Source organism: Bathymodiolus platifrons methanotrophic gill symbiont (assembly GCF_002189065.1).
Lineage (GTDB): Bacteria > Pseudomonadota > Gammaproteobacteria > Methylococcales > Methylomonadaceae > Methyloprofundus.
Map to the genome: position 1 here is coordinate 1 of NZ_BDMN01000314.1, position 12,111 is coordinate 12,111.

General features: G+C 40.5%; 14 protein-coding genes and 1 pseudogene. 8 read left to right on the forward strand and 7 right to left on the reverse strand.

All coding sequences use genetic code 11. The features are described from left to right. Window positions 1-366: 366 nt before the first annotated feature. A complete protein-coding gene (locus CDZ78_RS16200; RefSeq protein ID WP_087870923.1) occupies window positions 367-756 on the forward strand; it encodes a hypothetical protein in 390 nt (129 codons plus the stop codon). Between the two features lie 99 nt (window positions 757-855). On the opposite strand, the gene CDZ78_RS22240 is transcribed toward CDZ78_RS16200, so the two are convergent. The 6 genes from CDZ78_RS22240 to CDZ78_RS16225 form a co-directional block, all read right to left on the reverse strand. Next, window positions 856-1,014, reverse strand: coding sequence for a hypothetical protein (locus CDZ78_RS22240; protein ID WP_167374358.1), 159 nt, complete (start codon window positions 1,012-1,014; stop codon window positions 856-858). 161 nt (window positions 1,015-1,175) lie between these two features. Beyond that, window positions 1,176-1,574, reverse strand: a complete 399-nt coding sequence (locus CDZ78_RS16205; protein WP_087870924.1) for a hypothetical protein — start codon at window positions 1,572-1,574, stop codon at window positions 1,176-1,178. 297 nt (window positions 1,575-1,871) lie between these two features. Next, window positions 1,872-2,084, reverse strand: coding sequence for a hypothetical protein (locus CDZ78_RS16210; protein WP_087870925.1), 213 nt, complete (start codon window positions 2,082-2,084; stop codon window positions 1,872-1,874). 41 nt (window positions 2,085-2,125) lie between these two features. Further along, entirely contained in the window at window positions 2,126-2,440 is a 315-nt protein-coding gene (locus tag CDZ78_RS16215) for a hypothetical protein (RefSeq protein WP_087870926.1), read from the reverse strand. A gap of 417 nt (window positions 2,441-2,857) precedes the next feature. After that, the gene (locus CDZ78_RS16220) at window positions 2,858-3,328 is read right to left on the reverse strand and encodes a hypothetical protein (protein ID WP_087870927.1); all 471 of its coding nucleotides are present in this window, start codon (window positions 3,326-3,328) and stop codon (window positions 2,858-2,860) included. 19 nt (window positions 3,329-3,347) lie between these two features. After that, a complete protein-coding gene (locus tag CDZ78_RS16225) occupies window positions 3,348-3,470 on the reverse strand; it encodes a ribbon-helix-helix domain-containing protein (RefSeq protein ID WP_087870928.1) in 123 nt (40 codons plus the stop codon). 406 nt (window positions 3,471-3,876) lie between these two features. Here CDZ78_RS16225 and CDZ78_RS16230 point away from each other — a divergent pair, with 406 nt between their 5' ends. Continuing rightward, window positions 3,877-5,223, forward strand: coding sequence for a PilT/PilU family type 4a pilus ATPase (locus CDZ78_RS16230; protein WP_244559275.1), 1,347 nt, complete (start codon window positions 3,877-3,879; stop codon window positions 5,221-5,223). A 100-nt stretch (window positions 5,224-5,323) separates the two neighbouring features. Here CDZ78_RS16230 and mltF read toward each other — a convergent pair whose 3' ends face one another. After that, a complete protein-coding gene (gene mltF / locus CDZ78_RS16235) occupies window positions 5,324-6,682 on the reverse strand; it encodes a membrane-bound lytic murein transglycosylase MltF (RefSeq protein WP_087870929.1) in 1,359 nt (452 codons plus the stop codon). 178 nt (window positions 6,683-6,860) lie between these two features. Here mltF and nagZ point away from each other — a divergent pair, with 178 nt between their 5' ends. The 6 genes and pseudogenes from nagZ to CDZ78_RS16265 form a co-directional block, all read left to right on the forward strand. Next, window positions 6,861-7,880, forward strand: a complete 1,020-nt coding sequence (gene nagZ / locus CDZ78_RS16240; protein ID WP_087870930.1) for a beta-N-acetylhexosaminidase — start codon at window positions 6,861-6,863, stop codon at window positions 7,878-7,880. Next, window positions 7,873-8,409 (forward strand): hypoxanthine-guanine phosphoribosyltransferase, encoded by a 537-nt coding sequence (locus tag CDZ78_RS16245; protein WP_087870931.1) that lies wholly within the window; start codon window positions 7,873-7,875, stop codon window positions 8,407-8,409. Before nagZ ends, CDZ78_RS16245 begins: the two co-directional genes overlap by 8 nt. A 577-nt stretch (window positions 8,410-8,986) precedes the next feature. Further along, the gene (locus CDZ78_RS16250) at window positions 8,987-9,754 is read left to right on the forward strand and encodes an S-methyl-5'-thioinosine phosphorylase (protein WP_087870932.1); all 768 of its coding nucleotides are present in this window, start codon (window positions 8,987-8,989) and stop codon (window positions 9,752-9,754) included. Continuing rightward, window positions 9,747-10,607, forward strand: a complete 861-nt coding sequence (locus tag CDZ78_RS16255) for a YicC/YloC family endoribonuclease (protein ID WP_087870933.1) — start codon at window positions 9,747-9,749, stop codon at window positions 10,605-10,607. The genes CDZ78_RS16250 and CDZ78_RS16255 overlap by 8 nt, the downstream gene beginning before the upstream one ends. A gap of 250 nt (window positions 10,608-10,857) precedes the next feature. After that, a pseudogene (locus tag CDZ78_RS16260) lies at window positions 10,858-11,205 on the forward strand (endoribonuclease YicC domain-containing protein); the annotation flags it as partial. 182 nt (window positions 11,206-11,387) lie between these two features. Beyond that, window positions 11,388-12,111: tyrosine-type recombinase/integrase (locus CDZ78_RS16265; RefSeq protein ID WP_140414130.1), on the forward strand; the 724-nt coding region annotated here is incomplete at its 3' end.

The window sequence follows — 12,111 nt, forward strand, 5'->3', positions numbered from 1 at the left end:
TGGCGGATAGTTTTTGGGTCACACTCTAATAAAGCTGAAATAGAGTTAACGCCACCATGAGATAATTTTTCACTTTCAATGGCGGCATACCGTCGCTTATTTTTTTCACAAAGTGAGTCATAAAATTTCTTCATCGACTTTTCGATATTTTTTTTATAAGGAAATGACATAAGACAACCACTGAGTAATAAATTAAGATAACCTTAATTTAGGGGAGATATTTCATTATTCAAGCTTGGCTGCTTCAGGAAGTTATTTCGTGCACATTCCTAAACATAGCATAATGGTGTAGCCAGTGCTAATCAGCTTGTAAGTTTTTCCAGTTTCAGCTATATTTATTTTCCATATTTAAATACGGGGGAATTAGTGAAAAATATACTAGCTTTAATTTCATTACTTTTGTTTTCTACATTCGTGGAGGCTGATCGTGCGGCGGAACTCAATAATTATTTATCAGTTATATCAATCGAATATAACAAAACATTACCCATGATGGTTGAAAAGGATATTGAGTTATCAACAACCTTAACTCGCGGCTCTGAATTAATCCTGATGTACAGAACAGTGATTCTATTGGCTTATAAGTCAAAGAAGTCAAGGTTAATTAATAAAATAAGTTCAGATGTTACATTATCAACATGCTCCAATTCAACAATTAGAAAATTGCTTAATGCTGGAGCTACAATAACTTCACTGTATGTTGGTAAAGAGAATGATATTATTGGTAGTATCAGGGTTACAAGAAACGAATGCTAGTGGACAAGTTTTTGCGTTGGCTGCGCTAAAACAGTAAATGATAAGAGTAAGCCAAAAACAGCACAGGGCAAGAAAATATTATTCATTTTCATTTTTTGCTTATATTATTGGGCGGACGACCAAGTATTCAAATCCAACGGCGAAACCAAATGTAAGTAGAAGTACCGGCACACCTTCGATATTGTAACGGCCAATAAGCCATAAATTGAACAGCAGAACAGCACCACCAAATAATCGCAATTTAGTAGATTTCTTCATTGTGTCTCCTTTCGTTTAAGCACTAACAGGTTATTATTTTTGACCTGGTTATCATACTCTCTAACCCCCGATCTTTGTCAACATTAAGACCAAAAGCCAGTAACACTAAACGAGATATTAAGCCTTATTCAAGCTTTTTTAGCCACTGCTCATGTGTAAGCTCAACTTGACAGCTTATACTCTTGCTTTGCTGGTGCGTGGTCGCCATCCATTTTATTTAGTTCGTTAATGGCACGAATAACATCGCCTCCTTGAAACTTAAATTGACCAATAGACTCACCATTGTTATCAAATACTTCTTCAGCTTGTAATGATCGCGAGATAACTTGATTAAGCCACATTCTCTTTTGCCCTACACTAATAAGAAATCTTTCTTTAGACTCCTGTTGAAGCTCCTTAACCCTCTGGATAACCTCTGGTTTCGCTGCAAGCTTACTAGCGCTATCCCAAATAGTTGCGTCCTTGGCTTTTGATTTAGGAATCATCTCTCTATAAGCATCTGACTGTGATTTTCCAAAGGCTAATGCCTGTGCAAAGATTTCTAACCTAGGCTCTAACATTTCATTAAACCTGCTTCGGGTAATTTATTGTCATCTCGACAATTTGTTAAATTAATTACTGAATAAGTTAGCACACTGCTTCAGGCCTTTTAGTGATTGCTCGTAAGTTATGCTTAAGCTGCCTGAAATTCTTTACGATCAATAAAATCACCTTGAGACCTGCCAAGTAATTCACTCGCTTTTAGTCTGGCTCTCATATCGAGTTATTGCAACATCGGTCTTAGTTTTTAGCTCTGTGCGTTCTGATTGTTTTTGCTCTAATTCATTCATAATGTCCTCCCGACATGATATTTTTATTTAACTTTCTGCGAGAATGGCTGCCTGGTATAGTTTCACCAGTTCAGGGTTATCACACTCTTTAATCATTTTTTTATAATCATTAATAGTTTTAGATGACAGTGCTTTTCCTGCCAAGCTCAACGCCTTCAGCCTCTCCAACTCATTGCCAATATTTATCGTGTTTATACTGGTTGAATTTTCTAGCCTGGCTAACCTACTTTGAATACTCATTTGTTTTTCTCCAGTGCTTCAATACGATTTGTTAAATATCCTCAATGCTTTGGGTATTGATAGCTATGATATTCATTCACGACACCAGAACATTTCATGTAACTTTCTAGCCAGGGAGATTCATCACCTAAATCAGTATCATGTAAAGCCTTTAGTGTAAGTTCAATATCTTTTTCAGGGATCGGAACATTACGCCAGCCAAGACTGAACACTGCCTTTATTTTTTCTGGGAGATTTTGTTTGTGTGCAATCCCCAAAAACTTCTGGAATACACTGATACGATGGTTTGCATCTCGCACCCATAATTCATCATTACAGAACGCACGAACTGGTATGCAATACAGCGCAAATCTCAAACCAGGTTCAACACCATCTGCCGCTAATTTTTTACAGAGAGAAAATATGTCAGCATCTAGCTCTTCCTTTGTTAGATGGGCGAATGAATTCTGTGTAGGCAGTGAAGCTTCAAGTTTTTTTTCAAAGCTGTGTTCATTGAACGCACCTATTTGATTCAGAGTGTGGTCTGAGTGCTGTACCCTCTGCCAACTTCATTGCTTCCACAAAGTCTGATATTTTCATTTTTACTCCCAGGACTTCAATTATTTCATCGGTTGGGATTTGTGATTCCAGTTTTTCAATCCTCCTTTTCAACGTCATGCCGGTACAATCACACGAAAGATAATATTGTCAGGTGGAATATCACTATTAGTTTCACTCATCCAACGTTGAATACCAGCTTCCTCACTGATGCCATTAAGAATAATCATCACCCACTAGACAGACCCAGGCGGTGTTAATGTCTGTTCCAGTTTTTCAACTCGTTTTTTTAGTAGTGTCATTTGTTTTTCTCCAATGCGCCTGGTTAGCTCGTCCATTTCCTGTAATTTAGCCAGTGATGCAAGGCTAGTTAATAATTGTGTGCCGCTATCAAGTGGAACACTGCCATTAGCAATAGACTGTACAATCTGTTCACCCGTACCGGATAAACCCTTACTTGCGTCAAGCGTAAACTGTATGGGCTCATTTGCCGCCTTAAGGCTTGGCATTACTTTGTTTAATAGTGCCATCGCTGCGGTTACATCACCACCCTCTAAAGCTTTATCAATGACCATTTGCAATAATTCTGGTGATTTATCAAGGATTGCTTTGCGTAGCTCACCTGTGACACCTGAACCGGCTATTCTGCCCGCTTTATTTCCGGATTTGCCTTTCTTGAATGTTCCATTTTTGTTTCGTTCCGTCACCTGAAAACCTCCTGATGGTTCAGGCTGATAAGGCTTTAAGCAAAATCACTCGAATCATGTTTGATACGCTCCGGCTCTCTGCGGCTGCACGTTTTTTGATTTTATCCAGTAGGGATTCTGGCAATACGATTGATGTGGTCATTTCGATGTCCTCACGACGTTGAGGTGTTGATTATTAATAAGTTTTAGTATATTTGAATGTCGTACGTAATTCAATAAAACCACAATATAGCATCAAAAAAAAAGCACCACATTTGTTTTCTCTCTTTATAAACTAAAGATTTACTACCTATAAACTAAATCATATATTTAAGTCGTAAGGTGTTGACGCTACAATTTTACACGGAGATATTAAGTACCCACTTGGTTCAGATTGTAGGGATAAAATAATTATAATAACAATCAAAAAAACCTTATGAGCCATAAAAAAACAACATTCAGCCCACCACATAACCTAAAAAGCGCTATGGATATTTCACCCTATATAAAATTAATGGTCGAAAAAAATGCCGACAGCTTACAATTAAATGTAGGATCCCCCCCCTAGCTTGCGTCTGGGAGATCAAGAAAAAGCAGTTGGCGTAAGCCCATTAAACAGTGAAATACTAAATAAGCTTTTTACTGAACTGACAGACCACACGCAAAGATTACAGTTTTCTATTGATAAAACACTGCGGTTTGCTGCGCCATTATTTGGTAAAAAAGAATTTATTATTCAATTATCAGAGCAAGAGAATGAGATAACTATCATTATCAGCAAAGATAAACACAAACCGAGACCCACGCTCTCAATCCCGGAAGACATACAAGTCTTTGGTGAAGCTCCATCAGAACAATTAGATATTTTGCCCTATCTGGCAAAGGTTGTAGAACTGGAAGGTTCAGATTTATTTATTACCTCAGGCTCACCTGTCAAAACAAAAATTCATGGGTCCGTAGTTGAACTAGATAACTACCTACTGACCCCCGGGTTAACGCAGTCAGCGGCCTATGCCATTATGAATGAAGAGCAGATTGAGGAGTTTGAAAAAACCAAAGACCTGGATTTTGCCATCAGCCTAGCCGATAATAGCGCCCGTTTCCGAGTTAATGTCTTTTCTCAGCGCCGAACCGTTAGTATCGTTTTACGCCTAATTCCTACTACTATCCCGACTATTGAAGAACTTAAACTCCCTGAAATTCTCTCGGAACTAATTACAGCTAAACGCGGTCTACTACTTATGGTGGGTAGTACAGGCTCAGGTAAATCAACATCTTTAGCTGCAATGATTAATCATCGAAATATGAATGTTGCCGGGCATATCTTAACCATTGAAGATCCCGTTGAATTCTCACACCCGAACTTAAAATCTATTGTTAATCAACGAGAAGTCGGAGTCGATACCGCCTCTTACGCTCGCGCATTAAAGGCCTGCCTACGTGAAGCACCCGATGTTATTCTAATCGGGGAGATACGCACCCGCGAAACGATGGAAGCCGCTTTAGAACTCGCCAACACAGGTCATTTGTGCATTTCTACTTTACATGCCAATAATGCCAATCAGGCAATGGAACGTATTATCAATATGTTTCCCCAGGTAAATCATAGACAATTGTTTATGGACCTTGCTAGCAACCTGAACGCAGTTATTTCTCAGCGCCTGATCCCTGACGTACAGGGCAAACGTTGCGCAGCAATTGAGATCATAATCAATACACCACATATCGCCAACTTAATTTTAAAAGGCGACTTAAATGAAATTAAAGAAGCAATGAAAACCAGTGGTAACAAAGCCATGAAGACCTTTGACGATGCCTTGCTGGAATTGTACGAAGCTAAACAGATAAGCCTGGAAGAAACCCTTAAAAATGCAGATTCACGTAACGACCTGGAAGCAAAAATTAGTTTTGGTTAAGTTGTTTTGAACAAAGACAGGAAGTAGTCCCAGGTATACTGCACCTGCTCCATGAGCAGTGCAGTACATTCCAGGCAAGCGTAAAATCCAGGAGCCTAAATTACCCTGTAACCAGAGCATTAACCAACACATCCTGATAGTAACGTATTCGATCAATATATTTGACCGGCTCAGAGCCTCTGGCGTAACCGTATTTCAGTTTTTTGTAGTATTTTTTATGACTTAATAAGGGGAACACCTCTTTTATGTCATGCCAGGTGCTGGGGCTTTTCCCTAAATCTCTGGCCAGCTTTCTAGCATCCAGTAAATGCCCGAAGCCAACATTGTATGCTGCGAGGGCAAACCAGATACGATCCTCTGCCGCCACATCCTCAGGAACTCTTTTAAGCATCTTGCTCAGATATTTTGCTCCGCCTTTGATACTTTGCATTGGGTCGGTACGCTTTTTTATGCCCATCGCCTTGGCTGTAGTCTGGGTCAGCATCATCAACCCTCTAACACCGGTATGACTACGTGCGCCTGCATTCCAGTGAGACTCTTGATAAGACTGGGCAGCCAGTAGAGTCCAGGGAACCTGATATTGCTCCGAGACTTCTCTAAACGCAGATTCATACTTTGGTAGACGCGTTTTTATTCTCTTTAAGAATACATGATTATTATAAAAATCAAACATATCAACATAACCATAATAGCGTTCATTGATAATATTTAAAATTGCATTATTTTCAACTTTCGCAAACCAGTCAGCAATATACTGTTTGAAAGCTGCTGACTCTGATGGAAGCACCCATGCCAGGCTCTGCTTCTCAGAAAATGGAAAAGCAACTTTCAGAGAAGGATAATAGCGATGATTCAAAGAAAAAATATTTGAATCCACCACCGTACAATCAATCTCTCTTTTAACCAGTTTTTCCAGTACTTGCTCTGTTGATAGTTCACTGGTGGTTTGCCATTGTAGTTCAGGGTAGCTTGCTTGCTGTTCTAGCAATGCTTCCTGATAACTGCTTTCAGAAATAATTAATATTGATCGAGTCAGCAAATCATTGATATCTTTTGGTGTTTTAGATTTCCGATGACAGACAACTTGTTGTTGTATGGTTTTATAATCTGAACCAAAAAGATAATTCACCTCACGCGCATCCGTTCGAGTCAATCCAGCGGCTGCAATATGCCCGTCTCCATTGTTAATAGCACTCAACATATCTTCAATATTATCAGCTATTTTATATTCCACTTCGACACCCAGCGCATCAGCAAGCGCTTTAGTCAGGTCATATTCAAAACCTGTCGGAACATCACCTGACCCTAGATAATAAGTTGTTGGCGAATTAAACGTCAATACAATTAATTTGCCCTGCCGGCGTATATCTTTCATGATCGGGTCAGTCTCACTACAGCTTATAAGCAGGAAGCTAGTGAGCATAAAAAGTAGTAAGGCTTTAATTAGTCTGGTAGTCATTTTTCTACTGAAATAGTTTTCTAACACTGATGATAGCAAAGATTGTTTATAATGTTCATTAGATCTTAGGAGCGTGCACAGAATTACTTCGACAAATTATTCCGTGCACGCTGCTTATCAATCCACTGAGTACTATACTTCGTGCTTTAGCAAAACCTAAAATTTCACGCCTAATATAATGAAAAAACAATTCGCTATTGGTCCCATCATGATTGATATTACGGGCACAACACTCAGTCAATATGATAAAGAAAAAATTGCTCACCCTAATACCGGCGCTATTATTTTATTTGCCCGTAACTACGAGTCTCCTAGACAAATATCTGAATTAAATCAGCAAATTAAATCCGCTAGAAGTGGCCCTATTCTCATTGCCGTCGACCAGGAGGGTGGCCGGGTACAACGCTTTCAGAATGGCTTTACTCGCTTGCCGCCTGCAGCCGCTTATGCAGATGAACCTGAATTAACCGAAGATGCGGGCTGGTTAATGGCAGCCGAACTACTGACATTAGGCGTAGATTTTAGTTTTGCTCCCGTGTTAGATATAGACTGCGGCGTTAGTCAAATCATTGGCAACCGTTCTTTTTCTCAAGATCCTGAACAGGCCTGCCAACTCGCAAGCAGTTATAGAAAGGGCATGCGCAGCGCAGGGATGGCGGCTATTGGCAAACACTTTCCGGGACATGGCGCCGTAGCGCTGGACTCTCATCTGGTATTACCAGTAGATGATCGAGATTTTGACAGCCTTTACCATAAAGATATTTTACCTTTCAAGCAACTGATTAATGAAGGATTAGAAGGTATTATGCCGGCACATGTAGCCTATCCCGCTATTGATGAGCTACCAGCAGGATTTTCAGCTATCTGGATAAACGAAATTTTACGCAAGCAACTGGGATTTAATAGCACTGTCTTTAGTGATGACCTAAGCATGGAAGGAGCAGCGGCTGTCGGTGATTTTACTGAGCGAGCCAAACTTGCACGTCAAGCAGGCTGTGATATGATTTTGGTGTGTAATAATGAATCTGCTGCAGAGCAGGTTTTAGAGGCCACTCCGATTGAACAAAACTCTATTCGTGATCAGCGTTTATTAGCTATGCTAGGCAAAAATAGTTTTACTCAACAAGATCTTAAAAACAGCTTAAAATGGAAATCTATAAGTCAGCAACTTACCAGGTTATCTGAAACTTATGCTTAATGAAATTGAACTAATACAAAAACACGCCCGATTACTGCATACAGAAACTGAAGTTGAGGCTGCGCTAGATTTAATGGCAGAAGACATTAATTCCCGCCTGGCAACAACTAACCCGCTCATACTCTGTGTTATGAATGGCGGTATTGTAACCACTGGAAAGTTAATGCCTAGACTCAACTTTCCACTAACTCTCGACGCTATTAATGTTAGTCGCTATGGTGAGCAAACTAGTGGTAATGAGTTAAACTGGCTACAAAAACCCATCAGCTCACTGAAAAACAGGACTATACTTATTATTGATGATATTCTTGATGAAGGACTCACGCTTGAAGCCATTTACCAGTATTGCCAGGAGCAAGGCGCTAGCCAGATCTACAGTGCAGTGTTAGTCGAAAAGCAATTGAATAAAAGCAAACCCATACAAGCGGATTTTATAGGCTTATCAGTAGCCGACCATTATTTATATGGCTATGGCATGGATTACAAGGGCTATTTACGTAATGCAGCAGGGATATATGCTTGTGCATAGCCCGCTAAGTTTATCTGTGCATAACAATACATTCCTAAATTAAGGCACACTATTAATAAAAACCCGAAACTATATGGTAGCCCGCATGGAGCTAGCGCAATGCGGGAAAGTGAATGTATTCAATAAAATCCCCCTCCTTAGTTAAGGAGGGGTTAGGGGAGGTTTGATATATTAAAACTAATCAGACAATATCAATGACTTATATTTTTATACGATCGCTGAAAATCAGGGAAACGTAGCCTAAGCGAAGTGATGAATAGTTTCAATTTTACCATAAATAATTATTGGGAAACTTCAGTTAATAAAAACCCGAAACTATATGGTAGCCCGCATGGAGCTAGCGCAATGCGGGAAAGTGAATGTATTCAATAAAATCCCCCTCCTTAGTTAAGGAGGGGTTAGGGGAGGTTTGATCTATTAAAACTAATCAGACAATATCAATGACTTATATTTTTATACGATCCCCCCTCAATCCCCCCTTCTCAAGGGGGGAGGCTAAAAGTTGATACTTTCACAGCCTCTAAAGCTATTGCACTCCTGCTGATCACAAACATATTACCTACTCTATTTTTATACCATGAAAACAACTGCAATTATTGGCGGTTCCGGACTCACTCAAATAGAATCGATAAACATCATTGAACAAAAAACCTATCAGACACCTTATGGGAGCCCCTCTTCTGCCTGTACTATCGGCGAATTTAATGGACAAAAAATTATTTTCCTGGCACGTCATGGTGACCCTCACACGATTGCCCCGCATAAAATAAACTATCGAGCCAACCTCTGGGCTTTGAAACAGGCCGGAGCAGAACAAATCATTGCGGTTGCGGCAGTAGGAGGTATAACGCCTGAAATGTATCCTGCCCGTATAGCGATTCCCGAGCAAATTATTGATTATAGCTACGGCAGAAAGCACACTTTTTTTGCAGAAGATTCAGAAGCAGTCCATCATATCGATTTCACTAACCCTTATGATCCCGATTTACGCCAGCAAATCATTCAAAATGCAGAAAACCTTCAGCTTAATATTCAGGCAGATGGTGTTTATGGCTGCACTCAGGGCCCGCGCCTGGAAACATCAGCAGAAATTACACGCATGCAACGAGATGGCTGTGATTTGGTGGGTATGACCGGTATGCCTGAAGCAGCATTAGCCAGAGAACTAGAAATCCCTTATGCCTGCATAGCTGTTATTGCAAATTGGGCCGCAGGAAAATCAGCAGGTGAAATAACCATGCCCGAAATCATTAAAAATCTTGAGCAGGGCATGGCAGATACAAAACAATTATTACAACAATTCTTTCTTACAACACCATCTTTACAAGACCCAACAGATGACTAACAGCATGACGGCTTTTGCCAATAGTGAAATGGATTTTGAAAACCTGACGATTAACTGCGAATTGCGCTCAGTCAATCACCGCTACTGCGATATCAATTTAAAAATTCCTGAGCGATTTCGCTTTGCTGAACCGAATATACGCCACGGCATCAGTGACAAACTAAAACGTGGGAAGATCGAATGTAGTCTGAGCTTTAAAAAACATAGTTTTGCACAACAAAAACTAACCATTGATATGGATGCTGTTACTGCTTTATTATCCACAACACAGGAAATAGAACAGCTGATAAACAAACCCCAGGCATTTTCAGCGCTTGAGGTTCTGGCCTTCCCTGGCATTCAAATTGAAAAAGAAAGTGATAAAGCGGCCTTATTACAAACCTTGCTTAGACTAGTAGAGTCAGCTACTGATAATTTATTACTGGCACGACAACGTGAAGGCGCACAGCTAAGCCAGTTAATTTCCAGTCGCTGTGTGAAACTACAAAAACTGGTGAACCAGGCACAACGCCGTATGCCCCAGGTTTTAGAGCACTTACGTGCTAAATTCAAACACCATATTGCCGAATTAGTTGCCGAACCAAATAATGACCGGGTTGAGCAAGAGATGGTGTTATTAACCCAAAAACTAGATGTAGATGAAGAACTGGATAGACTAGACACCCACATCATGGAAGTCTTGCGTATTTTAGAGCAAAATGAACCCATTGGCCGCCGCCTGGATTTCCTAATGCAGGAAATGAATAGAGAAGCGAATACCCTAGGCTCAAAATCAGCAGATAAAGAGATGATTAAAGCCCATCATCCGCTGAAAATCAGGGAAACGGAGCCTAAGCGAAGTGATGATTTTTAGTCCGCGATAGCCGTAGGGCCGTTGTTTTGTCGGAGTCTGAGCGTTAGCGAAGGTGGAGACAAAATAAAAGGCCATCCGACACGGCGTCAAGTCATTTGGAGCCTATGTTCCGACCCCTTGTTGGGTCGGGACGAGGTGACGAGGACGAATCGGGGCCGCCGGAGGCATAAGTGGTCGCGTTAAGTTTTTGCTGCTTGCTTGGGCTGGGATGCCCAAAACAAGCTTTCGCAAAAATAGCGACTCCCCGAGCCGTATGCCCCAGGTTTTAGAGCACTTACGTGCTAAATTCAAACACCATATTGCCGAATTAGTTGCCGAACCAAATAATGACCGGGTTGAGCAAGAGATGGTGTTATTAACCCAAAAACTAGATGTAGATGAAGAACTGGATAGACTAGACACCCACATCATGGAAGTCTTGCGTATTTTAGAGCAAAATGAACCCATTGGCCGCCGCCTGGATTTCCTAATGCAGGAAATGAATAGAGAAGCGAATACCCTAGGCTCAAAATCAGCAGATAAAGAGATGACAGCGATCTCCATAGAGCTTAAAGTACTCATAGAACAAATGCGCGAACAAGTACAGAATATAGAGTAAAGTATTACCCCGCCCCACCAAGTATCAAAATCACACAAAAGCCGCTATTTTAGCGGTTTTTTTATGTCTTACGGTTGCATCCAGTTTCATTATGTCGCACAATTAATGTTGTACCAACATACCAATTGGTACAAATTTGGTGGTACATAATAGCTAAACAGTTTGTACTTAAAGGTGTGAGCATGGCAAAACTAACAGACATCCAAATAAAATCCTGGATAAAAAACAATGTACGCTTTGAGGGCAAAAGTGATGGCGGCGGGCTTTATTTAAGTTACAGGAATACATTCGCTATACCTATATGGCGGTATCGTTACAGGTATGCAGGTAAACAGCGTGTAATGAACATAGGTAATTATGGACAACTATCATTAGCCGATGCACGCAAACAAGTAAAAGAACTTTCAGCAAAAGTATCGCTTGGACATGATGTAGCAGGCGAAAAACAGGAATTAAAAGCGCAATCAGTTGCAAAGCGAGAGGCAAAGAAAAATGCTTTAACAGCCGGGCAATTAGCAGACAAATATTTTAATGATCGTATTATAGGGAACTGGAAGCACCCAAACATAATCAGATCAAAAATAGAAAAGGATATTAAACCTTATATCGGTAGCATGGCTGTTTCTGATGTAAAGCCCATGCACATTGATGCAATATTGAAAGCCGTTGTTGATCGTGGCGCGCCTACGGTAGCTAATGACGTGCTGCGCATTCTTAAGCACATGTTTGATTATGCGATTAAACGCCACATTGCTCTGAATAATCCAGCAGCAGCTTTCGACCTATCAGACGAGGGTGGCAAAGAAGCCGCCAGGGAGCGACACTTAAGCAAAGATGAAATTATCAGTTTCTTTACTGCCATGCGTAAAGCTAGAGGGTTTTCACAGGTAAACCTGATAACCATGC